At 52.8% G+C, this 24,046-nt stretch carries 20 protein-coding genes; 8 read left to right on the top strand and 12 right to left on the bottom strand.

The annotated features are described in order from the left end of the window. Positions 1-4 precede the first annotated feature (4 nt). The 6 genes from FOE74_RS16625 to FOE74_RS16600 form a co-directional block, all read right to left on the bottom strand. Positions 5-1,096 (bottom strand): glycosyltransferase, encoded by a 1,092-nt coding sequence (locus FOE74_RS16625; protein WP_149099765.1) that lies wholly within the window; start codon positions 1,094-1,096, stop codon positions 5-7. 3 nt (positions 1,097-1,099) lie between these two features. Further along, complete coding sequence (locus FOE74_RS16620) at positions 1,100-1,735, bottom strand: polysaccharide deacetylase family protein (RefSeq protein WP_149099764.1); 636 nt, start codon at positions 1,733-1,735, stop codon at positions 1,100-1,102. 179 nt (positions 1,736-1,914) lie between these two features. Continuing rightward, positions 1,915-3,138 carry a PP2C family protein-serine/threonine phosphatase gene (locus FOE74_RS16615; protein WP_149099763.1) on the bottom strand — a complete coding sequence of 408 codons (1,224 nt, stop codon included), beginning with the start codon at positions 3,136-3,138 and terminating at the stop codon, positions 1,915-1,917. A gap of 228 nt (positions 3,139-3,366) precedes the next feature. Continuing rightward, positions 3,367-3,624: a hypothetical protein gene (locus FOE74_RS16610; protein WP_149099762.1), complete on the bottom strand. Its 258-nt coding sequence runs from the start codon at positions 3,622-3,624 to the stop codon at positions 3,367-3,369. After that, entirely contained in the window at positions 3,621-4,751 is a 1,131-nt protein-coding gene (locus FOE74_RS16605; RefSeq protein ID WP_149099761.1) for a glycosyltransferase, read from the bottom strand. Before FOE74_RS16605 ends, FOE74_RS16610 begins: the two co-directional genes overlap by 4 nt. Further along, positions 4,748-5,758 carry a lysylphosphatidylglycerol synthase transmembrane domain-containing protein gene (locus tag FOE74_RS16600; RefSeq protein ID WP_149099760.1) on the bottom strand — a complete coding sequence of 337 codons (1,011 nt, stop codon included), beginning with the start codon at positions 5,756-5,758 and terminating at the stop codon, positions 4,748-4,750. The genes FOE74_RS16605 and FOE74_RS16600 overlap by 4 nt, the downstream gene beginning before the upstream one ends. On the opposite strand from FOE74_RS16600, the gene ruvC reads away from it, so the two are divergent. After that, positions 5,750-6,322: a crossover junction endodeoxyribonuclease RuvC gene (gene ruvC / locus FOE74_RS16595; RefSeq protein WP_149099759.1), complete on the top strand. Its 573-nt coding sequence runs from the start codon at positions 5,750-5,752 to the stop codon at positions 6,320-6,322. The two genes, FOE74_RS16600 and ruvC, sit on opposite strands and share 9 nt — an antisense overlap. Before the next feature lie 148 nt (positions 6,323-6,470). Here ruvC and FOE74_RS16590 read toward each other — a convergent pair whose 3' ends face one another. Continuing rightward, on the bottom strand, positions 6,471-6,881 hold the full coding sequence (locus FOE74_RS16590) for an HIT family protein (protein ID WP_149099758.1): 411 nt from the start codon (positions 6,879-6,881) through the stop codon (positions 6,471-6,473). Between the two features lie 10 nt (positions 6,882-6,891). Next, the gene (gene greA, locus FOE74_RS16585) at positions 6,892-7,365 is read right to left on the bottom strand and encodes a transcription elongation factor GreA (protein WP_062545562.1); all 474 of its coding nucleotides are present in this window, start codon (positions 7,363-7,365) and stop codon (positions 6,892-6,894) included. A 266-nt stretch (positions 7,366-7,631) separates the two neighbouring features. Between greA and FOE74_RS16580 the strand changes: the two genes are divergently transcribed. Next, positions 7,632-8,558, top strand: a complete 927-nt coding sequence (locus FOE74_RS16580) for a Ppx/GppA phosphatase family protein (protein WP_149099757.1) — start codon at positions 7,632-7,634, stop codon at positions 8,556-8,558. A 164-nt stretch (positions 8,559-8,722) separates the two neighbouring features. Here the strand turns inward: FOE74_RS16580 and ppk1 are convergent, their stop codons facing one another. Both ppk1 and gyrB read right to left on the bottom strand, forming a co-directional pair. Continuing rightward, a complete protein-coding gene (gene ppk1, locus FOE74_RS16575; RefSeq protein WP_149099756.1) occupies positions 8,723-10,825 on the bottom strand; it encodes a polyphosphate kinase 1 in 2,103 nt (700 codons plus the stop codon). Between the two features lie 159 nt (positions 10,826-10,984). Then, positions 10,985-12,940: a DNA topoisomerase (ATP-hydrolyzing) subunit B gene (gene gyrB / locus FOE74_RS16570; RefSeq protein WP_149099755.1), complete on the bottom strand. Its 1,956-nt coding sequence runs from the start codon at positions 12,938-12,940 to the stop codon at positions 10,985-10,987. Between the two features lie 670 nt (positions 12,941-13,610). Here gyrB and FOE74_RS16565 point away from each other — a divergent pair. After that, positions 13,611-14,588, top strand: coding sequence for an ROK family protein (locus tag FOE74_RS16565; RefSeq protein WP_149099754.1), 978 nt, complete (start codon positions 13,611-13,613; stop codon positions 14,586-14,588). A 161-nt stretch (positions 14,589-14,749) separates the two neighbouring features. Here the strand turns inward: FOE74_RS16565 and FOE74_RS16560 are convergent, their stop codons facing one another. Continuing rightward, positions 14,750-15,994, bottom strand: coding sequence for a family 1 glycosylhydrolase (locus FOE74_RS16560; RefSeq protein ID WP_149099753.1), 1,245 nt, complete (start codon positions 15,992-15,994; stop codon positions 14,750-14,752). A 215-nt stretch (positions 15,995-16,209) separates the two neighbouring features. Here FOE74_RS16560 and FOE74_RS16555 point away from each other — a divergent pair, with 215 nt between their 5' ends. Continuing rightward, positions 16,210-16,461: a hypothetical protein gene (locus FOE74_RS16555; protein ID WP_149099752.1), complete on the top strand. Its 252-nt coding sequence runs from the start codon at positions 16,210-16,212 to the stop codon at positions 16,459-16,461. 123 nt (positions 16,462-16,584) lie between these two features. On the opposite strand, the gene FOE74_RS16550 is transcribed toward FOE74_RS16555, so the two are convergent. Then, positions 16,585-17,733: an alpha/beta hydrolase gene (locus FOE74_RS16550; RefSeq protein ID WP_188686927.1), complete on the bottom strand. Its 1,149-nt coding sequence runs from the start codon at positions 17,731-17,733 to the stop codon at positions 16,585-16,587. A gap of 124 nt (positions 17,734-17,857) precedes the next feature. Between FOE74_RS16550 and FOE74_RS16545 the strand changes: the two genes are divergently transcribed. The 4 genes from FOE74_RS16545 to FOE74_RS16530 all read left to right on the top strand — a co-directional run bounded on the left by FOE74_RS16545 (position 17,858) and on the right by FOE74_RS16530 (position 23,688). Next, entirely contained in the window at positions 17,858-18,391 is a 534-nt protein-coding gene (locus FOE74_RS16545; RefSeq protein ID WP_149099750.1) for a hypothetical protein, read from the top strand. 10 nt (positions 18,392-18,401) lie between these two features. Next, entirely contained in the window at positions 18,402-20,300 is a 1,899-nt protein-coding gene (locus FOE74_RS16540) for a glycoside hydrolase family 13 protein (RefSeq protein WP_149099749.1), read from the top strand. A 49-nt stretch (positions 20,301-20,349) separates the two neighbouring features. Then, the gene (pgmB, locus tag FOE74_RS16535; protein WP_149099748.1) at positions 20,350-21,012 is read left to right on the top strand and encodes a beta-phosphoglucomutase; all 663 of its coding nucleotides are present in this window, start codon (positions 20,350-20,352) and stop codon (positions 21,010-21,012) included. A 357-nt stretch (positions 21,013-21,369) separates the two neighbouring features. After that, the gene (locus FOE74_RS16530; RefSeq protein ID WP_149099747.1) at positions 21,370-23,688 is read left to right on the top strand and encodes a glycoside hydrolase family 65 protein; all 2,319 of its coding nucleotides are present in this window, start codon (positions 21,370-21,372) and stop codon (positions 23,686-23,688) included. Positions 23,689-24,046 lie beyond the last annotated feature (358 nt).

Below are 24,046 nucleotides of genomic sequence, written 5' to 3'. Positions count from 1 at the left end.
TCTCTTAATATAGCCTTCCCTTCCACCGGATCTTTAGGGGCAGGAAGAAAAAAATGATCAACACCATTGAAGTGAACAAGAGATAGAATTCCAAAAAGAAAAGGTCCAGCCCTTTCACTTTCACCCCCACCCGATGGGCACACACCAGTACAAAGAGGCTTTGGAGCAGAACCTTGAAAGCAAAAATAGCGGCAAAGACTCCCATGGAAGTATGCAGAAAGTACGGCAGCCAGACCGGGTAGTAAGAGGAATGCACCACAAACAAAAGCAGCATGTACCAGGGCAAATGCACTGAGCCCCGCATCCACCGCCGCCGCTGGTGCAACAAGGTTCCCAGGTTGGGGGCCGGGGCAGACCAAGCCAATACCGCTGGATCGTACACGTTGCCGGTTTTAAAGCCTTTTTCTAAAACCTGCCGGAAAAGCTGCACGTCTTCGGTGATGGAAAAGGGGATTCCCTCAAATCCACCCACACCCTCATACGCCTGACGCGTCACCAGCATGTTGTTTCCCATGGTAGACACGGGTACTCCCTGATCGGCCACTACCTGCATGAGGCCCAGGTTATACAGCCAATCCAGGGTTTGCAGCCGCTCAAAGAGGCTTCCCCCTTTGGTGGTGGTGATACCCGTCACAATGCCGGTCCAGGGCTTCAGGTGTTGGAGCATGGTTTCCACCCAGGTGGTTGGCACCTCAATATCAGCATCGGTGATGAAGAAGTACTCGGTGGTGGCGTGGTGCGCCAGTTGGGCCAACACGTTCGCTTTGCCTTTGGTATTGGGGAGGGTTTCCAGAATGGGCAGGCACCGCACGTAGGGATGATCTTGGGAAAACTGTTCCACCAGATGCCTGGTTTGGTCTGAGGAACGGTCATCACCCACCAACACCTCCAGTTTGTCTTTGGGGTAGTGTAGACGGCTGATAGCGGTGAGGCAGGTATGGATATTCTCTTCCTCGTTCCGCGCGGCGATGAGGATGCTTACCCGGGGGAATTCCTGGAGAAGTGGTACCGCTTTTGGTTTCCGGCTTCCCCACAACCCCAGCAGGGCCAGGAAAAGCAGGAAGTACACGACCAGGAAAACCGAGGAAAAAAGCATCTGCTAGAGGGTTTTAAAGGAAAAGCCTTGGTCAGAGAAATGGCGCAAGAGCCGGGGCAACACATACCGCAGGTTCTTTTCGGCCTTCAGGCTGTCATGGAACACCACCACAGAACCCGGCTTGCAAAAGGAAACCGCTTTTCGTAAACATGTTTCCGGCGACAAGGTTTCGTCAAAATCATAGGTGAGCATGTTCCACATCACCACCTGATAGGCGGGTTGTAGCAGCCGTAGGTGCCACGGGGTCATTTGCCCATAAGGGGGCCTGAATAGTTTAGGGCCTGCCGTTTCTGCGCCAAGTTCTTTCAATACCGCCTGGCATTGCGCTACCTGCTCCAGATACGCCTCCGGCGACAGGTGCCAGGCCTTCACGTGCTGCTGCGTATGGTTGGCCAACCGGTGCCCCTGAGCTAATGCTTGCTTGGCCACAGCCGCATGGCGTTCCAGGTTCTCGCCCACGCAGAAGAAAGTAGCTTGGGCCCCAAAAAGGGCCAGTTGCTCCAGTACGAAGGGTGTCACTTCTGGAATAGGGCCGTCATCAAAGGTGAGGTAAAGGGTCTTTTCAGCACCCGCTCTGTCCCACCACACCTTGGGCAAAAACCAAGGCAGCACGGGCGGACGCTGGTGGAAACGGATCACTGGATATGGTAAGTTTTATGGTGACGCAGTGGCCGGCAAGGTTCCCACGCCCTGCCTCCCCTCCTACTTTTTCCTGTCAGATTTCGGGGCTATTTTTTGGAAAAAACGTTAAAAACAAGCCCAGCCTTTCCTTTTAAATTACTTGATTATAAAGCTCTTAATTCAATTTACAGGATACTTTACTTAAACCGGCACGAAAGCAGCGTGATGTCATCACTGAACGAGGTGCCACTGTTGTAGCTATTGATTTCCTGCAACAGGTGCCGGTGGATGTTTTTGGAGCTCACAAACCGGCAGTCCTGCAAGACCCTGATCGTGTTCTCAATCCCGAACTCATCCTCCTCAAAGTTGAAAACCTCTGTGAGGCCATCTGTATAGCAGAACACAATTGAGTTGTGCGGCACAAAAACCGTGGTCACGTTCAGAAACGGCAGCTCATCCAGAATACCCAACATGGTGCACCCTTCCTCCAGCAACTGGTAAGAATTATCCTCAAAAAGGAGGATGGACGCGTTGTGCCCGGCATTCACGTAACTTAGCTCGCGGGTGTTTCTGTTGTAGATTCCCAGAAAACAGGTGATAAACTTCTCCGCGATGGCGTTGCGGTAAATAAGGTCATTCAACTCCCGCACCACGGTAAAAAGGTTGGTGGTCTGCCGCAAGATGGTGCGCAGACCGGCCTGGAAATTAGACATCAGCAAAGAGGCTGGTACGCCTTTCCCTGACACGTCTGCCACGCAGAACAGGAACTGGTCCTGGTCTATGGGAATAAAATCATAGTAATCACCGCCAATGGAAGAGTGCGGGATATAAGTGGCATGGATGGTGACATCCTGGTTGTTGGGCAGTGCCTTAGGGAAGAGCATGTTCTGTACCTCGCGGGCAATCTCAATCTCCTTGCGCATGGCCTCCTGGGTAAGCCGGTGGCGCTCCAGGCGGCGGTTCTCCATGGCCACCAGAATGATGTTGCTCAAGGTCTGCACAAAGCTCAGGGCCCCCAGCGTGGTATAGTAGGTGTTCACGTTGCCAATCATCACAAACGCCAGAATGCGGTTGTTGTGCATGATGGGGATGACCGTCTCAAACTCCTGCCACCGCCGGTCTACCTGAAGGGTGGCCAGCGAGGAGATTTCCCGCAGCTCCGTGATGGCGGGCGGTAATTCAATCTCCCTGAAATTATGCGAGGTGCCGAAACAGACCTTGCATTCCCATTCCTCATCAATCAGGAAAAGGGAAAGCCTTCTGATGTTGAGTTGGGCTAAAAGGGTGAAATGGTAGATCTTGTACAGCGCTTCCTCCGGAAGGTTGTTATTGATGGCTTTGGTGATTTCCAACAGTGCTGCCAGCTCCAACTTCTTCAGGTTTAACTCTTGCTCAACTGTAGGAAACTTCAAATCTGACATTAGTTATAGACATTAATGGCTCCTTCCCTCCAAATTCCCCTCAAACCTAAACAACCTGCTTCAGGAACCAAGCACAGGTACAGTTTTACTCAGTTAAAACGCCCAGAAGGGTTACTCTTATATGCTGTTTCTGTAAAAACACCAGTGAAACGGTCTTCAACGGCCGGGCCCGGGGACAGAAAACGGAACATCTTTCCCTATAAAAAGTTTTTCAGAGGCCGGGGGCCATCACCTCAGGTTATGGGCAAGCAGCCCTTCTTTGGTTGCCAGGAAATAATACCGGTGGCCTTCCCGGTCAAAATGCTCCGGGTCAAAAGGCACCTCTGAGTCCTGGTTGGGAAACAGGCACTTGACAAAGTTCATGCCTACCAGGCTCCTCAAAGCGTGACGCAGCTCTGGTTCCGGCATCTGAAGCTTTTGCCGCAGTTCTTCAAAAGAGGTAACAAAATAGAGCTCATCTATGATATCGAATTCCTGATCTGTCATGCCGTTCTTAGTTGCCGGCCCTTCCAGTGGTACTTCCCTTTCCATCCTAGAAAAGAACTTAATAGGATATAAGGCACATACACCAGTTGTAAGAACCAAAGAAGCGAAAGTAGCTTCTTTTTATGGTAAAACCCCAATATTTGGTTTAAAAGTACGGCATCAGCACCCAATTTCAGTAGTAATACGATCATGAAAAAAGACCATTCCCAAGTTTGGGCAAGAGCAGCCCCCAAAGTGCCCATGACTGCCACATTGGCCCCTAACACCACTACCGCCAGCATCTGCGAGGAAAGGGTCTCATAATGCCGCCATTTGCTCGCCCACCTGATCCTTTGGTTCACGAATTGGGTCACTGAAGCGGCCGCCGGTGTCTGGACTAGGGCTTCTTTGGCTTTGGCGAAAGCTACCTGCCCGGGAAACCGCTGATGGATTTTATGTAGCAAAAACTCATCGTCGCCGGAAGGGACTTGTTCATTTCCGGCATAGCCCTCTACGGCGTAGAAAGCGGCCTTTTCATAGGCCAGGTTGGCGCCATTGCACATGGTAGGTTTCTGCAAGGCGATGGAGGCGGCGCCCACCCCCACCAAAGCCGAGAACTCCAGGGCCTGCAGCCGCTCCCAAAAAGTACCCAACGGAGAATAGACCACGGGGCCACTGATGAATTTTGGCTTTTGGTTCTGCCTCACTTGGTTCAATGCCTGAAGCCAAAGCGGTGAGAGCCGGCAATCCCCGTCGGTGCAGGCGATCCAATCCCCCTTAGCATAAGAGATGCCAATTTCTACAGCCGCCTTTTTCTGCCTCTTTCCCGGAAAATGGCTCAACAACAGGAGCCGAAGGGGAAGGTCGCTGGATTCCTGGAACTGCCGCACCACGTCTGGCGTGCCATCTTCAGAATGGTCATCTACCACCAGCACCTCAAACTGGTGGGCAGGATATTGCTGTCCTTCCAGGTCCCGCAGCAGGGCCAGCAGGTTGTGGGCCTCGTTGCGCACCGGCAGGATCACCGTGAAAAAGGTGGTGGGCGTTTGAGGGTTTAATTCAACTTCCGGCAGGGTTTTCCAGGCGTACCAGCACCGTAGCACAATACCGGCATAGACCACCACCAGGAACAACACCAGCAGGCTCATCGGGAAGGGGAAAGTTTAAGGGGCAGCACGAACACCAGACCCAGGAAACTTGGCAAAGCAATGTTCAAAGTCCAGAGGGTGAGGCTGGCGCCCAGCACCAGCAGCGTGTCCTGCCCCATGAGCCCGAAGAAATGCATGGCCGAGAGCTCCCGCATGCCAATGTCTGCCAACGCATTGATAGAGGGCACCGCAGATTTGAGCAGGAACGTAGCCCCTACTCCCCACACGTATTCTTCCGCCGTTAGGTGCACGCCAAAGGCCCAGAGCAAGGCTACAAACTGCGCCATGAACACCCCGTACCTCGCCCCTGAAACCAGCAGGACCCTGGTTAACTCAGCAGGGGAATAGGTGCCCATTACGGAGAAATAATGGACCCATTTCCGCAGGAAGGAGACCCGGGTTAGCAGCGCCACCGCCCAATGAAAACTGAACAACAGCGCCAACGCCCATCCGTTCAACAGCAGCAAGGCCAGGCAGATAGAGAAACCCGCCGGAGAGGCCAAGGGAACATAGTATTTGAAAGTGAAATACGCAATAGCCCCTGAGCCTACCAACACGGTGGCATACAGCTGGCACAGCCTACCCAGCAGAATGGCGCCAATGGCATCTGCCCGGTGGGGTTGGTGCAAAGACAGGATTCTGCCGGCGTAATCCCCCATGCGGTTGGGGGTCACAAAACCCAGGGTAAGGCCCACCAACACGGCACGGTACGCCTCCAGGAAAGAGGTTTTCTCCAGTTTCTTGGAGAGGTACTGCCACTTATAGGCCTCCACGCCCCAGTTCACGGGCAGCAGGGTTACCGCCAGAAACAGGGCCACCCCCTTGGTCTCCCAGATTTGCCGCAGGGTTCCCCAGGAAAAAGTAGAATGGGTGCTGGCTTCCAGAATGGCCTGACGGAGGTAGTAGAGCGTGAGCCCCAGGACAAGCAGCTTGCCTAGCAGCACCAAATGCCGCCGCGATACCCGCAGTTTGGCAGATTGTTCGTATTTTTGCCCTTCATGATTCATTCCTCCGCAGTTCTTCCGAATAATAAGTTAATCTTAGGCATTGACCCTGGCACTAATGTCATGGGCTATGGCCTCATTGAGGTGAACGGCGCCAAAATCACAGTTCTCCAGTACGGGGTTCTCCAGCTCAAGAGTTACAGCAACCACGCCGTAAAGCTAAAAAAGATCTTTGACAGCACCCTGCGCTTGATCACGGAATACCTGCCCGACGAGATGGCTATTGAGGCCCCTTTCTACGGCACCAACGTGCAATCTATGCTGAAACTGGGCCGGGCCCAAGGGGTGGCCATTGCGGCGGCTCTTTCCCGTGACATTCCGTACGTGGAATATGCCCCAAAGAAAATCAAACAATCAGTGACCGGCAACGGGAACGCCTCCAAAGAACAGGTGGCCGCTATGCTGCTTCAGATCCTCAAGATCAAAGAAGCCCCTAAGTTTTTAGATTCAACGGATGCCCTGGCGGTTGCGCTCTGCCACCATTACTCCCAAGGAGCCAATCAAAAGGCCGGGGGAAAATCATGGAAGGCTTTCCTCACGGAAAATCCAGACCGGATGTCTAAATAACCTCTCCTGACAGCCCCTTCTTGATAGGGTATTAAGGGAATTCGCTCCGTTTTAGGAAAGTTTATCCAAAAACTGCCTAAAACGGAGCGAACTACCTAAGCCTGGCTTGTTGCCTTTGCTTTGATACGCTTCCAACGGAGATTACCTGCTAGGTGCTGCCGCCCACTTTAAGCGCCTGCTTTATCTGGCCGGCAATCCCCTCCATTTCCTCCGCCTCCAGTTTAAGTTTAGGATTGCTGAAGCTCAGATCAGAGATCTGATTCATGGGTATGAGGTGGATATGGGCATGGGGCACTTCCAGGCCCGCTACCGCCACACTAATCCGCTGGCAGGGAATCACCTTTTTCAGACCCACCGCTACTTTTTGGGCAAATTTATGCAAATCGCCCAGCGTGTCTGGGTCCAGGTCAAAGATATAGTCTACCGGCTCTTTGGGAATAACCAAGGTGTGGCCCTTCACCAACGGGAAGGCATCTAGAAACGCTACAAAACGCTCATCTTCCAGCACCTTATAGGCAGGGATCTCGCCTTTGATGATCTTAGAGAAAATGGTTTCCATAGCCTAACGGTTAGCGCGATATTTCCAGGATCTCAAAACGCAGTTTACCAGCTGGCACGGTGATCTCAGCGATCTCCCCTACTGACTTGCCTAACAAGCCTTTGCCAATGGGTGATTTCACGGAGATTTTGCCAGCCGCCAGGTTTGCCTCTTCTTCGGCCACCAGGGTGTAGAGCATTTCCATGTTATTGCCCAGGTTCTTCAGTTTTACCTTAGAGAGAATGAGGGCTTTGGTGAGGTCCAGGTTTGATTCATCTATGAGGCGGGCATTGCCCAACACCTCTTCCAGTTTAGAGATCTTCAATTCAAGATGGCCTTGGGCATCTTTGGCCGCATCATATTCAGCGTTCTCACTCAGGTCCCCCTTGTCACGCGCCTCCGCCAACTGACGCGCCACTTCTGACCGTCCTTTCGTCTTCAGTTCATGTAACTCTTCTTTGAGCTTCTGCAATCCCTCCGGGGTGTAGTAAGATACTGTTGCCATATTTTTAATGGGTTAGTACAACGATTAAAAAAGAAGAACGGCCTTCCTGTCTGGAGACCGTTCTTATGCTAAGGTATTACATTTTTTCATAATTGCCTATTTCAGGCGTAATATTTTGCCCCGAGGGTCCCCTCCCATCCGGTGGTCAAACGTCCCAGAGCTGTCTCCTTTGGCCTGCTGGTTTTTTCTGCATTTTGCAGAAATACCACAAAAACCGCGGCGGCATGGTAACAGGTTTAGGGTTTTGGTTCTATTTTTACAAGCGTATGCCAGAATCTACTGAACCATTCCTAAGACTTGCTGCCATTGACATAGGATCTAACGCAGTAAGGTGCCAGATTTCCAACATCTTTAAGTTTGAAGACCACACCCTGTTTAAACGGGTAGAATACATCCGGTACCCCATGCGGCTGGGCGAAGACGTGTTCGCGTCTGGGGTGATCTCCCGGCCCAAGGCTGAAAAATTCATCAAACTGCTGCAGGCCCTTCACCTTCTTATGGAGGTGCACGAGGTGCATGATTTCATGGTCTGCGCCACCTCGGCCATGAGGTCGGCTAAGAATGCCCCAGAGATCATTGCCGAGGTGCACAAGCGCGTGGGCCTGCGGATCCAGGTTATTGACGGGGTCACCGAGGCCGACCTGATCAACCTGGTCATCCGGCAGCAACTGGACGACCGCAATTACCTGCACATTGACGTGGGCGGCGGAAGCACCGAGTTCAACATCTACGTGAACCGCATGAAGGTGGCCTCGCAGTCTTTTGAGCAGGGCTCTATCCGGCACATGCAGGGCGACGAGTCCATGGAGATATGGCAGTACATGCAGGCCTGGGTCACGGAGAAAGCCAAACTCCACCACGTTACCCGCGCCATTGGCACCGGGGGTAACATCAACAAGATCTATGACATGGCCGGCAAGATGGGCGGCAAGCCCATATTCAGGAAGCAGATTGAGGAAGTGGTGGACCGGATCTCCTGCCATTCCATGGAAGAGCGGGTAAAGGTGATGCTCCTGAACGCTGACCGCGCCGATGTAATCGTGCCGGCCGCTGAGATCTACCTTTCGGCCATGAAATGGGCCCACGTGGAAAGTATGTTGGTTCCCCAGGTTGGTCTGAAAGATGGTATTCTTCAGTCTCTGTATGAGCGCCACCAGGGCCCCACGCAACACCATTTCAAATTAGACAGTTGATCTTCTTCTTAAAGAAAAAAGCCCAGGGGCCGCCAGTTGAAATTGGCGGCCCCTGGGTTATCAACTGATCTAGACAGGATACCAGCAAGGTAAGACATAGCCCTTGCCCTCCTGTTACCCGTTGCTGTTGCCTCCGTTTCAGAGGTCTTTCTTTAAAAACAAGTTTAAAAAAGACAGCTATCCACCTCCGTATCCATGGATAGGTGGTAGAATTCCTTGTGCATGTTGAATGGCTCCTCTCCCTCGGCGGGTTGCCGTTTGATGTAGGAACCGTCTTCGCGCATGATGTAGGAATTCTGGTTGTCCATGAGGTTGTAGCGCAGGATATTGATGGTCTGGCGCTTCAGGTCTTCGTGCACAATGTGGAAGAGGGCCTCAATGCGGCGCTCAAAGCTGCGTACCATGATATCGGCGCTGCCGCCCAGCACCTGGGGGTTTCCGTTGTTATGGAAATAGAACAGGCGCGCATGCTCCAAGTATTCCCCTACAATTGAGCTTACTTGGATGTTCTCACTCAACCCTTCGCGGCCCGGCCGCAGGCAGCAGATGCCGCGCACAATAAGCCGGACCTGCACCCCGGCCTGGGAAGCGGCATAGAATTCGTCAATGACTTCCTTGTCTTCCAGGGAGTTGATCTTGATCACGATACCCGCCGGTAAACCGTTCTCCGCGTTGCGGGTCTCCTGCCGGATGAGTTCCATGAGCTGCTGCCGCATGTCTTTGGGCGCTGTGATCAGATATTCATAGTTCTCTGGGTACGAGTGCCCGGTGATCACATTGAAGAATTCAGACACGTCATGGCCGTACACATCATCCGTCGTGAGCAGGCTGATATCAGTGTACATGCGGCTGGTCTGCTCGTTGTAGTTCCCGCTGCCAATGTGCACATAACGCGTCACCTTCTCCCCTTCCTTCCGGATGATCATGAGCATCTTGGTGTGCGTCTTGTACTTGCTGATGCCGTAGATCACGAAACAGCCGGCTTTCTCCAACTTCTCCCCTTCCCTGAGGTTCCGTTCCTCGTCAAACCTGGCTTTCACCTCTAACAGCGCCGAGACATGCTTGCCGTTTTCGGCGGCCTTGAGCAACGCGGCGGTTACCCGTGAGTTATCTGCCAGGCGGTAAATGGTTTGCTTGATCCCCAGCACGTACGGGTCTTCTGCAGCTTTCTCCAAGAGGCACACCACCGGCTCAATGCTGTTGTACGGGTGGTGCAGCAGCACGTCATGGTGCTTGAGGTACTCAAAGATGTTGTCCATGGCCCCGGGCGGCAAACTGGGCGCCGGCACCGGCGAAGGGGGTCGCTGGATCTTGTTCGCGAAATGGGGGTGCTTCACGATTTGCCACAGGGCTTTCAGGTCAATAAGCCTCTCAATGGAAAAGATGTTGCCGTTGTCAATGCTCCAGCGCTCTTTCAGCATCTTCAAGACGTAGGGCGAGGGGGTGCGCTCCACCTCCAGGCGTACCACGCGGCCTTTCTTACGGTTCTTGAGCTTCTGCTTTACCTCCTGCACAAAGTCCTGGTCCATGTCATCACTTTCCTCCAGAGTGAAATCGCCGTTGCGCGTGATCCGGAACAGGTTCACCGATTCTATCTCCACGTTGCGGAACAGCTTGTCCATGTTCCAGCGGATGATCTCCTCTATGGGCACGAAGATGATCTTGTTTTTGCGGGAGATTTCAAAAAAACGCGTCAGATTCCCCGGTACCTGCACAAAGGTGACCCGGCTCTGCTGCTTCTCTTCCTCTGATGTGCGCGTGACCACCGCAAAGATGAGCAGTTGGTTCATCATGAGCGGGAAGCCATGGTAGCTGTCATACACCATGGGGGTGAGCAGCGGATAGATGGTGTTCTTGAAATAAGAGGCGGCTTTCACTCGCTCGGCCTCGGTGAGGTCATCTACGCGGCAGATGTTGAACCCGTTCTTGTCAAAGTCTACGCGCAGGTCTTCATAAGCCTGGCATTGGTCGCCCACGAAGCGGTGCGCCAGGTCCAGCAGTTTCTTGCGGAAGGGGATCTCGCGCAGGCCGGAGTAGTCAATGCGTTCCTTGCCGAAGTCTATGTAGTTGTACAAGCTGCCCACCCTGATCATGAAGAACTCATCTAAGTTAGAGGCGGTGATGGCCAGAAACTTCATCCTGTCAAAAAGCGAGGTTTGGTGGTTCCGCGCCAGACCCAGCACCCGGTAATTGAACCGCAACCAACTAAGGTCACGGCTGATGTAGTTACTTCTTCGGATCTGTTCCGAGGCCTTGATTAAGTTCATAGCAGGTGGTCAACGTTACGTGTCTATTCCTTTTCTTCCTGGCAAGGGCGGCCTGGCCGTTTTTGCCTTCTTTAGCTAAATTAACGACTTTTTATGCCCATGCGCAATAGAAAAGCCTGCGTATAGCAGGCTCTTCCAACATAATATGGTGGCAGAAGCTTATACGTCTACTTTGGCGTATTTGGCATTGCGCTCAATGAAATCACGGCGGGGGGCTACTTCATCGCCCATCAACATAGAGAACAAATGGTCTGCCTCTGCCGCTGATTCAACAGATACGCGTTTCAAGCTGCGGGTGTCTGGGCGCATGGTGGTTTCCCAGAGCTGTTCTGGGTTCATCTCACCAAGACCTTTGTAGCGCTGCACGCCTACGCTGTCCTCTTTGCCTTTGCCCAGTTCGGCAATGGCCTCCAGACGGTCCTGTTCAGTCCAGCAGTAACGCTCTTCCTTGCCTTTCTTCACCAGGTACAACGGCGGTAATGCAATGTACACGTAGCCGTTGTCAATCAGGTCCCGCATGTAGCGGAAGAAGAAGGTAAGAATCAGGGTTCTGATGTGGGAACCGTCTACGTCCGCATCGGTCATGATGATGACCTTGTGGTAGCGGAGTTTGGCCATGTTCAGGGCTTTTTCATCTTCCGGAGTGCCGAAGCTTACGCCCAGGGCGGTGATCATGTTCTTGATCTCGTCGTTCTCATAGATGCGGTGCTCCTGCGCTTTCTCCACGTTCAGGATCTTACCGCGCAAAGGCAGAATGGCCTGGAACTTACGGTCACGACCCTGCTTGGCAGAACCACCCGCTGAGTCACCCTCTACCAGGTACAACTCACAGTTTACCGGGTCATTGTCAGAACAGTCGGCTAGTTTACCGGGCAAGCCAGAGCCGCCCATCACGTTCTTGCGTTGCACCATCTCACGGGCCTTGCGGGCCGCCAGACGGGCCTGAGCCGCCAGAATCACCTTCTGGATAATGATACGGGCTTCTTTGGGGTTCTCTTCCAGGAAACGGTTCAGGATCTCCCCTACCACCGTGTCCACGGCACCCATCACGTCTGAGTTACCCAGCTTGGTTTTGGTCTGGCCCTCAAACTGCGGTTCCTGCACTTTCACCGAGATCACGGCCGTCAACCCCTCGCGGAAGTCATCGCCCTGGATCTCTACTTTCGCCTTCTCCAGCATGCCTGATTTCTCAGCGTAGCTTTTCAGAGTACGCGTCAAGGCCCTTCTGAAACCGGCTACGTGGGTACCGCCCTCATGGGTGTTGATGTTGTTCACGTACGAGAAGATGTTCTCTGTATAGGAGGTGTTGTAGTTCAAGGCGATCTCTACCGGAATACCGCCTTTCTCGCTTTCCACGTAGATTGGGTCTGGGATCAGGTTAACCCTGGTTTCCTCAATATAGGCCACAAACTCCCGCAGACCGCCTTCTGAATAGAAAGACTCAAAAAGGAACTCGCCCGGGGTTACTTCCTCGCGCAGGTCTGTGAGGTTGATCCGGATGCCCTTGTTCAGGAAAGAAAGCTCCCGCAAACGGCTGGCCACCGTCTCGTATTTATATTCTGTAGTGGTGAAGATGCTGGCGTCTGGCTGGAAATGGACCGTGGTCCCTCTTTTCTCCGTAGTGCCAATCTCGCGTACCGGATAAGCTGGCACCCCAATATTATAATGCTGCTCATAGAGCTTGCCGTTGCGGTGCACGGTCACGTGCAGGTCAGAGGAAAGGGCGTTCACGCAGGAAACCCCTACCCCGTGCAAACCGCCGGAGACTTTATAGGAATCTTTGTCAAATTTACCGCCGGCGTGCAACACCGTCATTACTACCTCCAGGGCAGAACGACCTTCCTTCTGGTGGAAGTCAACCGGAATGCCGCGGCCATTGTCAGAGACGGAGATGGAATTGTCTGGATGGATGGTGACGCTGATCTCGTCACAGTGGCCGGCAAGGGCCTCATCAATGGAATTGTCTACCACTTCCCACACCAGGTGGTGGAGACCTTTCACGCCGATATCGCCGATGTACATGGCGGGCCGTTTACGCACCGCCTCCAAGCCTTCAAGCACCTGGATACTGTCTGCGGAATAGGCGGTCATGTTGTTTTGTTCGATGTCACTCATTGAGTTTTCGGTGGATTATTAACATGCAAAAATACGTATTTTTATCGGGGTTTGCCAGCTTCCGCCCGTTAAATATAGCCATTGGTAATTTATTTATTCTGCCCCTGAAAACCTCCTGCGCCCAAGGCCATTTACAGGCTTCGAAAATTGGTAATTTTCTAAAAATCAGGCTGTAAACCCACATACACTATTCTTACCGGAAACCTCTGCCCCAGTATCATCCCGTCAGCCACAGGCTCCCCATCACCTGTATCCCCTTTCCTTCTTTTAAAAGGAAAACCGAATGGGCCGCTGCCTCTTTTGGTAAGGAAGGCTCTCCCCCCAGCTTCCCTCCTGGCGCCGAATGCCTTTCCTTATTTCTCTTTCCTTTCTGGCTTGTTTTTAACAAACAGACGCATAACCCTTTGCCCAAGACAGGCTTCTTTCCCTGTCCGTACAAGTTCCACGATTTCGTTTGGCTAAGGCGCTGTTTAATGGGAAGATTCAGTTTTTAAAAAACCAATACATCAGAGGCAACAGGTGGGGGAAGGAAACCTTGGAACGCGGGCAACCAAGGGAATATTTGGCAAAATGGAGGTTTCTTCTTAAGTTTCCACCTCATTACTATTTATCCCGCACGACTACCCATTGGACCTCGTGCCTTTACCCGCACCAATCTCTACTAACACTCATGAAGGATGTAATTTTAGGTATTGACATCGGTGGTACGAACACCAAATTCGGGTTCATTGACCGTGATGGCATCATTTTAACCCAGGGCGAACTTCCAACCACGGAAGGGGAAACCGTCCATGATTTCCTGCGCATTCTCTATGCCGAGGTGCAGGCTAAATACAAGAAGATTGAAGATGAAGCCAAGGTGGTTGCTTTAGGCGTAGGTGCCCCTAACGGCAACTTCTACACCGGCACCATTGAGAACGCCCCCAACCTGAAATGGCACGGCATGGTGCCGTTGGTGGAATTGCTGCAATCGTACTTCAAGCTGCCGGTTTACCTGACCAATGACGCCAACGCGGCGGCCATTGGCGAGATGATCTACGGCGGCGCCAAGAACATGAAGAACTTTGTGGTGGTGACCCTGGGCACGGGCCTGGGCAGCGGCATTGTGGTGAACGGGGAACTGGTGTACGGCCATGACGGCAACGCTGGCGAGCTGGGCCATACCCTAGTGAACGTGAAGGGCAGCGGCCGGGTATGCGGTTGCGGACGCCGCGGGTGTCTGGAGACCTACGTTTCTGCCACCGGCATCAAGCGCACTGTGTACAAGTTCCTGGCAGATTATACCGATTACAGTGAACTGCGCGGGGTGAGCTTCAATGACCTCACCGCTGAGATGATTACCCAGGCGGCCAAACGTGGAGACAAAATCGCGATTGACTGCTTTGAATATACCGGCAAGGTACTGGGCATGAAACTAGCCGATACCGTGGCCCATTTAAGCCCCGAGGCGATCTTCCTCTTTGGCGGACTGGTAAGGGCCGAGGAATTCCTCTTTGACCCGGTACGCTACCATCTGGAGAAAAACCTGCTGAGCATCTTCAAAGGCAAGGTGAAAATATTGCCTTCTGGCCTGGGCCTGAACAATACCGCCGTAATGGGCGCCGCCGCCCTAGCTTGGAAAGAACTGGAGCGGGTGCCTATGGCATAACTCTCCTCCCATTCATGTAAAAGCCCGAAGGTCCTCCCTTCGGGCTTTTTGTTTGTGGGAATAATGGTATTAAACGCTGCAAGGCTCCTTTGATGGAAGGCAACGTTTTACAGGTTTTTTTTAAAACTGCTGCCAAAACCCTCTTGGTAGAATCTCTCTCCTTAGTGCCAGTTTTTATCAGGTGTCTTTTTCAACCGTTGGGCCGCAGCCACCACATCTTGCAGATCTACAGGGTCGTTGAAGGGATCTTCATCCAGTACCGTGACGCGGTTCAGCTCTTTCTGCCAGCGGCGCAACTCAGAAATATAAGGCTCACAAGGCACCCGCTTCAACATATCCCCATCCGGTTCCAAATCAAAAATCCCGTTGTGCAGCCACTGACCGGTGTGCCAGTCCGGCATGTCAATGGCCGGGAAAAGGCATACCCCGTGCAGGTCAAGGCCTGCCTCTACCGCTGCCAGAGACTCATCCATGACATCACGCAACCAGTCTTCCCGGCCATCTTTCAGCCCGCTGGTCTCGCCAATGATCATGGGCCGCCGGTACCTCTCCCAGACCAGGTGCAATAGTTCGCAGAGCGGTTTTATGCGGTCATCGTCCGGCGACAGCGCCTGGTGCGGCCCTTTCTCGCGGTATTCCATTTGCCCGAAGGAATAGTTATTGGCGCCCACAATGTCCAGGATTTCGGGGGATCCTCCCAGTTCAGGGTGTTCCTTGCCCGCAATGATGTCCCAGGCCAGAAAGGTGTCTACGTAGGTTTCGTGGTGGGCGGCTTTCTGCAAGTCGGGCCGGTCTCTGGGTGCCACCACCTGCACCAGGGGGTCTATGTGTACCATGCGCGCCTCGGGCACCACCTCCCTGATGGCTTTCACCCCGGCAATGGCGGCTTTACACAAGGCAACCCTAAAGTGGAACCGGTCTTCTTTGGTGGTTTTGTATGGAGCCACCCATCCCCATTCGCCGCCGCAGAATGAGAAGAAGGTGATCTCATTGATGGGGGTGAAAAAGTAGGGGCCAGGCAGCCGGTCTACCACGTAGTGGGCGGCCGCCCGGCAATAAGCGGCAAACCGTTGGGGAAAAGCTTCCGAGAAGGGATCCACGTCATCGGGGTACCCATAGTGGCAAAGATCCCAGATGGGAAGGATCTTTTGCTGCTGCATGGCCTGGATCATGGGATCAATCAGGGAGAAGTCGTATTTACCGGCTTTTTCTACCAAAGGCCACGGAATCCCTTCCCGGGCGACTGCGATCCCTAGGTTCCGCAGCAGTTCATAATCTGAACCGGCCAACCGGTCATGCTGGGTTTCTGCCACCAGATTACGCCGTTGCTTGTCTTTCCAGAGGAAGGTGGAGCACTCAAAGCCAGAAATAAAGAACGTAGGGAAAATACCGGGTTTCTTTGCCATACTAAAGAATACCTCCCAAAAACGGGAAAGGTTCTCCCTGGCAAGCCGGCAAGAAAAAGGCGCTTGTTGGTTATTACCTTACCCGCTTTTTGACTCTATATGATGGGCTAAAATTTCCTGGCCTGAAGGATTTACGGGATAAGGGAAATGGCAGAAGGGAAACAACCCGGGAAGAGCATCCAGGGCGTTTCTTTACCCTGTTCAATAAAATACGTATGGAAAGTAGCATAGCCAAGCAGCTGTGCTCCTTTTACTTAAACCTTACTCCTATGAAAAAGATGATGTTCCCCCTCTTGGTGGCCATAGCGTTGACCACCGGCTTTTCTTCCTGCGGAAGTGACACCAAAACCCCCGCGGAAAAGACCGGCAACACCAATACCGAAGACATGGTAGAAGGCGCAGACGGTGGGCTCGACTCCTTAAACCTTCCCGCCGACACAACCGACAATCAGGACCCCATCGAATAAGGAGGCTTGGGCAATTGATCGGGTTGATCAGCATACGCTGGAACTAAGAAGGGCTGTTTAGGGTGTAGTTTTACCAAACCACGTCCTAAACAGCCCTTTTTGACAGCCTGGGCTGCTAATGGATTATTGAAAGAACAGCCATTTGAACACGCGCGGGAATTCCCGTTGCCAATAGGCTTCTTTGTGTTCCCCGTCTTCGTGCACCTCATATTTCAGATTGGCGGCAGGAAGGCCTTGCTTTAGCAGCAGGTCGCGCATGCGTTTCATATCTGGTACCATCTTCTCGCCTTCCTTGGCACCCGCCACCAGAAAGATCCTGAGGTCTTTGGCCGGCTTGGTTTGGGCCGCATATTTGTAAAACTCCGGTGAAACCCAGAACGCCGGGGAAAAAATGCCGGCTTTGCCATACACCTGCGGGTACTTCAAGGCGGCATAAAGGGAGATAAGCCCACCCATGGAACTACCGGCTATGCCCGTATGCTCTTTCCCTGGCAGGGTGCGGTAGTGGCTATCTATGTAGGGTTTGAGCGTTTGCACCAGGAAATCTACGTAGGCATCTCCTTTGCCGCCCCCCATTTTCTGGTTATGCCAGGGGGTGTATTCATTCATGCGTTCCTCGCCCCCGTTGTCAATGCCTACCACAATCACTTCGCGGCCTTCAGGGGCAAACTGTTCGTTCAGGGTCTCATCTATGCCCCATTCCCCGCTGAAAGAATAGAAGGAATCAAACAGGTTTTGCCCATCATGCATGTACAGCACGGGGTACTTCTTGCCCGAGGTGGCGTAGGAAGGGGGCAGGTATAGCCATATCCGGCGAGATTTCTCTAGCTGGGGCATCCAGAACTCATTGCTCAGGATCTTGACGTTTGCGGAGGCGGTATGGTCTTTCGTAACGGAAGGGAAATTATCTTGCCAATTCTCCACCTCAATACGCAAGGTGTCCCTGCCTTGTTTGGCTTTGTAAGTCCGGTTTCCGCGCCCGGCCCCGTTGCCTTTGGTTTCTCCCTTCTCCCAACTGCCCCGGGTGATCTTATACTCCAGCTGCCCTTCGGCCACGGGCAAAGTCAGGGTGTACCGGTTGTCGGCGATTTTACGGAAGGCATGCGGCTGACTTTTGGGGTTCCAGTTGTTCAGGTTGCCCGCCAGAAAAAGCGTATCAGTGCCAGGAGTGTTGGCAGGCACCGTTACTACTTCAATAGTGACCTGGGCTTCAGCCGCTAAGGCGATAAAAAGCAACAGAAAGGGACTAAGCCAGCCTAAGAGATTTCTCATTTTCATAAATGGCATTTAAAAATCCAGGAAATCGATTTCTTAATTAAAAAAGTGTAGATTTACCTTCCTGATTTTACAATATTAGTAATAGAACAGACAAAAACCAGTACCTGGTGCCCAGAGCATGAAGAAGTTAGCGCTTTGTTTTCTGATAAGAGGCTACCGCCCTGCCCCACAAGCTGCCGGTGAGCCTTCCGCTCTTAGGCTGACCTCCTCTGTTCTTCTTCGGTCGCCGTCGTCTTCAGGAGAGGCTGTCCACCAGGTAAATCTTCTAGCGAATAGGCTACTACCAGCCCTTCTTCCCTTTCGCCATCTAATTCATAATCAATATTTTGCCTTCTTCCAGATGGAAGTAAGGAAAAGCTATGATTGGTTCAGATGTAGATTTTTCATTAGTAACAGAGGAAAAAAGGTAGCCTTTACAACTTGCCATCAGCCCCACGAAGCGGAAGAAACCAACCGGCAGCAGGAAGCCAGGCTAAAAGCCAACGATAACGATTTCCTATTTCAGAATAAGGTAAAATGGACTCCCTCTCTTTTCACCAAAGCCATGGGATATGTCATCTGCTTTTTGCGGCTGTTTTTTAAAAAGCCAGCCTTAAACGGCTGCCAGATGCTCCCTTTTACTTTGCTTGAAAATGACGCCGCCCCTCAATAGTCAACTGAACATGAAGCACACCCCTTACTCCCTCTTGCGTGCCAGGTTATTCGCCTTCTGGGCCCTCCTTTTTCTTTCCCTTCCGGTAGCGGCCCAGAAGAAGGCGGCCATTACCCGTATTGACCCCACCTTCTGGTGGGTGGGCATGAAAAACCAGAACCTGCAATTGCTGGTGTACGGCCCGGAGGCGGGTACCTACGCTTATTCAATTTCCTACCCCGGGGTGCAGTTGGTACAAGCCCATAAAACAGAGAACCCCAACTACGCCTTTCTGGACCTGACCATTGCCGCTGACACCAAACCCGGCACTTTCACCATCCAAGGGCAGAAAGGAAATCAGAAACTGACCCGCAAATACGAACTGAAGGCCCGCAGCCAGGAGCCCAAAGGGCAGGGCGTGACTTCCGCGGATTTGATTTACCTGGTCCTTCCCGACCGCTTCGCCAATGGTGATCCCAAGAACGACCGCTTCAAAGACATGGCAGACCCAAACGCAGACCGGAACAATCCTTTCCTGCGCCATGGCGGGGACCTCAAGGGCATTCAAAACAACTTACCGTACCTGGAGGAATTGGGAGTTACCGCCCTTTGGCTGAACCCGATCATAGAGAACGACCAGCCGCTCACAGATGAAGGCGGCCAGATGCGCAGTGCCTACCACGGCTACGCCTTCACCGACCATTACCAAGTGGATAGACGGCTAGGAGGAAACGAAGCATATCTGAAATTAATCAGGGCGGCGCACGCCAAAGGCATGAAGGTAGTGCAAGACGCCGTCTACAATCATGTGGGCATCAACCACTGGTTTATCAAAGACCTGCCTTCCAAAGACTGGATCCACCAGTTTCCCTCCTACACCAACACCTCCCACAAGTTCCAGCCCATTATTGACCCGCACGCTGCCCAGGCCGACTGGTCGGTGATGATAAAGGGCTGGTTTGTGCCCCACATGCCAGACCTGAACCACCACAACCCGTTTCTGGCCAATTACCTCATTCAGCACGCCCTCTGGACGGTGGAGCACTTCGGAGTAGATGCCTGGCGCATTGACACCTACATGTACAATGACGATGCCTTCATGAACCGCTGCAACCAGGCCCTGCTAGACGAGTACCCCAACCTCCACATCTTCGGGGAATCATGGGTGAATAACGTGGTGGCGCAGGCCCGCTTCACCCGGAATAACATCAACTTCCCCTTCAAGAGCAACCAGCCCGGCACCATTGATTTCGTGCTGTGGACCGCTATGAACGATGCCCTGAACCAGAAGTTCGGATGGGACGAAGGCGTAAGCAGAGTGCACCAGGTGCTGGCCCAGGACGCGGTGTACCAGGACCCCATGAAATTGGTCACCTTCCTGGACAACCATGACATGAACCGCTTCTTCTCGGTAATTGGCGAAGACCTGGACAAATACAAAATGGGCATGACCTGGCTTTTTACTACCCGCGGCATTCCCTCGGTCTACTACGGCACTGAGATCCTGATGAAGAACTTCAAAGACCCTTCAGACGCCGAGGTGCGGAGAGATTTCCCTGGTGGTTTTGCCGGTGACAAGGAAAACAAATTCACCGCCGCCGGCCGAAATGAGCGTGAGAATGAAGCCTTCAACTTCGTGAAGAAACTGGCCCACTACCGCAAGAACACCCCGGCCCTGCACTCGGGCAAGCTCATGCAGTTTGTTCCTCAGGAAGGCACCTATGTGTATTTCCGGTATGATGACCAGAAAACCATTATGGTGGCCACCAATTCCACTGACAAAGAGGTAGACCTGAAGATGGACCGGTTTTCAGAACGGTCGCAAGGCTTTACCAAAGGCCTTAACATCCAGGACCAGAAAACTATCAGCCTTCAGCCTACCCTAAAGATTCCGGCCAAAACCGCTTTGGTGCTGGAACTTCAGAAGTAACCCTATTTTTAACCTGATTTCCCTGAACCAGCCGAAAAACACCTTGTATATGAGTCCCATTAAAGCCTGCCTTTTTGATTTAGACGGAGTTTTGGTAGACACCGCCGTGTACCACTTCAAAGCATGGCGCCAACTGGCCCAATCGCTGGGCATTGATTTCACGGAGCACGACAACGAACGCCTGAAAGGGGTTAGCCGGGTAAGGTCCCTGGAGATCATCCTGGAAATAGGGGGCAAAACCCTGCCCCAGGAGCAGATACTGGCCCTGTGCGAGCAGAAAAACAGTGAATACCTCCTGGACGTGGCCAAGATGACGCCCGAAGAGATCTTACCCGGCGTGGTAGACTTCCTCCAAGCCCTCAAAGCCGAAGGACTTAAGATTGCCCTGGGATCGGCCAGTAAAAACGCCCAGCTTATTCTGGAACGCACCCAGCTGCTCCCCTACTTTGAGGCTATCATTGACGGCCGCCATGTGGTCAACGGCAAGCCCGACCCTGAGGTATTCCTGAAAGGAGCCGAGGCGTTGGGGGTTTTACCCGAAGAATGCGTGGTGTTTGAAGATGCCCTGGCCGGCGTAGAAGCCGCCAAAAACGGAGGAATGTTATGCGTAGGGGTAGGCCAGCCAGAAGTGTTAACCCTGGCAGACATCGTGGTGAAAGACCTGACCGAGATGTCCGTGGAGCGCCTGCATTCTCTGGCCCAGAAAGGCTGATTTGTTTTGGAGCTGTTTTCTTGAAAACGGCCTTAAACAGATACTCTTTGGTCTCCCTTTGAAGGGGCTTGGGGATGGTAAATAAAGGAGAACTCACCTTGTAGATATATTGTAGGGCAATCCCTTGTGGTTGCACTAATATAGAGTTCATCGCAAAAATTGCAACCACAAGGAATTGCCCCTACATAGAAAAGGCCAAAATAAGGAAGAGTTATCCCCTGTTTACCCTTTCGCAAGGGGACCAAGAAGAAGTAAAATAGTTTAGCGTCTGTTTTACCAAAAACAGCCAGAAACGGAAAATACTAACCGATAGAAAAAGTCTTGATACGTGTGTCTTGATACTTGATACCAACTAATATGAAGCAATTTTTAACCATTGATGAGTGGTCCATCATTGAAGAAGGATTCCAACCAGAATATAACCAGATCTCAGAAAGCGTATTCAGCTTAGGCAACGGCCGCATGGGCCAGCGGGCCAACTTTGAGGAAGCCTATTCCGGGGAAACCCTTCAGGGGAATTACGTGGCAGGGGTGTATTACCCAGACAAAACCCGCGTGGGCTGGTGGAAGAACGGCTACCCAGAGTATTTCGCCAAGGTATTGAATGCCACCAACTGGATAGGCATTGACGTAAAATTGGCCGGCGAAACCCTGGACCTGCACCAGTGCCAGGTGGCCGGGTTCCGTCGGGAGCTCAATATGCGCGAAGGCTGGTTATCGCGGCAGTTCACCGCTACCCTCCCCTCTGGAAAGCAGGTGCGGGTAGAGGCCAAACGGTTCACCAGCATTGTAGACGACGAGGTAGGCGCCATCCGGTACAGCATCACGCCGTTTAACTTCAGCGGCACGCTCACCCTTACCCCGTACCTAGACGCCGATGTCAAGAACGCTGACTCTAACTATGATGAGAAGTTCTGGAATGAGGTGGTGCAGGAGGCCCAGGACACGGAAGCGTATGTGGTGGCCGAAACCAAGAAGACCTTCTTCCATGTGTGCACCGGCCAAAAAGTAATCCTCACCCAAGGCGGTCAGGAAATCACCCCTAAAGCCACGCCCCTCACGCGGAGCAAATACGTTTCCACCACTTTAGAGATTCCTGCTCAGGAAGGCCAGGAAACCGTACTCTACAAGTACGCCGCTAACCTTTCCTCTGAAAACCACCCCAAACAAGACTTACTGGCCAACACCAAAGCCGTGGTAGCGGCCGCCGCGGCCAAAGGGTTTGAGCAGCTGCTGCAGGAGCAGGCCGCGGCTTGGGCCGCCAAGTGGGAAGAAAGCGACATCGTAATAGAGGGCGACGCCACCGCGCAGCAAGGCATCCGGTTCAACATCTTCCAGTTGAACCAGACCTACACAGGCGAAGACGAGCGCCTGAACATCGGCCCCAAAGGCTTTACCGGCGAGAAATACGGCGGTACCACCTACTGGGACACCGAGGCATATTGCCTTCCTTTCTACCTGGCCACCGCTGATCCGCAGATAGCGCGCAACCTGCTGGTGTACCGCTACAAGCACCTGCCAAAAGCCATTGAAAACGCCGAAAAACTTGGTTTCACCGGCGGGGCGGCCCTTTACCCCATGGTGACCATGAACGGCGAAGAATGCCACAATGAGTGGGAAATCACCTTTGAGGAAATCCACCGGAACGGTGCCATTGCGCACGCCATCCATGACTACATCCGGTACACCGGCGATGACCGCTACCTGGCCGAATACGGGCTGGAGGTATTGGTAGGCATCTCCCGCTTCTGGGCACAGCGCGTGAATTGGTCTGGGGCAAGAAAACAGTACGTGATGCTGGGCGTGACCGGACCCAATGAGTATGAGAACAACGTCAACAACAACTGGTACACCAGCACCATTGCCACCTGGACCCTGGATTACACGCTCAAGGCCCTGCAACACGTGCAAGAGGCAGACGCGGCCCGCTACCAGGAATTGGTGCAGAAAATGAACCTGGACGTGGCCACGGAGACGGAGAAATGGCAGCATGTGATAGACCACATGTATTACCCCGAAGATCCCGAACTGGGCATCTTCCTGCAGCAGGACGGCTTCCTGGACAAGGAGCAGACCCTGGTGAAAGACCTTCCGGCCGAAGACCGCCCCTTGAACCAGAAATGGTCCTGGGACCGGATCCTGCGCTCGGTGTTCATCAAGCAGGCCGATGTGCTGCAAGGCATTTACCTATTCGAGGACCGCTACGACTTGGACACCATCCGGAGAAACTATGATTTCTATGAGCCGCGCACCGTGCATGAGTCGTCGCTTTCGCCGTGTGTGCACTCTATCCTGGCCGCCAAGTTAGGCGATGAGGAGAGAGCGTATGAATTCTACCTCCGTACCGCCCGCCTGGATCTGGACGATTATAACAATGACACCGAAGACGGCTGCCACATCACCAGTATGGCAGGCACCTGGATGAGCGTGGTGCAGGGGTTTGGCGGCATGCGTGTGCGCGATAACCAACTGCATTTCAATCCGTTCATTCCGGCTGGCTGGAGTTCTTATTCATTTAAAATCCGGTTCCGCGGACACCTGCTCAACATCAAGGTAACCAAGGAGGCTGTGCTAATAGAAAACCAAGCCCCCCACGCCTTAACCCTACAGGTGTTTGGCCAATCCCAAACCATCGGCTCGAACGCCAAAGGAGAGTTCTCGCACCAGTTGGTATAAAGCTATCAGCCCCTAAACCTTTCTCCCACAAGGAAGGGTTTAGGGTCTGGGTTATTTTAGTAATTGGTTTAGCAGTTGTTTTAGAAAAAGAGTTCAGAAAAGAAAATGGCATGCCTGGCGTTCTTCTCTTTTTCCTCTGTGGCGGGAGATTAATGTCACGTGCCAAAATGTGGTGCAAGTCTCCAGACTCGCCGGAAACCATAAAAAGAAAAGCTTAGGATAAACCCTGAAAACAACCGGTAATAAATTAACCAACGAAGAAAAGAAGCTAGAAACTTCCCCCCTCTTATGGCACTAGTCTGAGGCCTGCGCCTGATAAAGAAAAAGCCTGCTCCTAGACAGGCACTACCAGAATTCC

This window comes from Rufibacter glacialis (genome assembly GCF_008271745.1).
In the GTDB taxonomy this organism is placed as follows: Bacteria; Bacteroidota; Bacteroidia; order Cytophagales; family Hymenobacteraceae; genus Nibribacter; species Nibribacter glacialis.
This window is presented reverse-complemented; position numbering and strand designations above follow the sequence as displayed.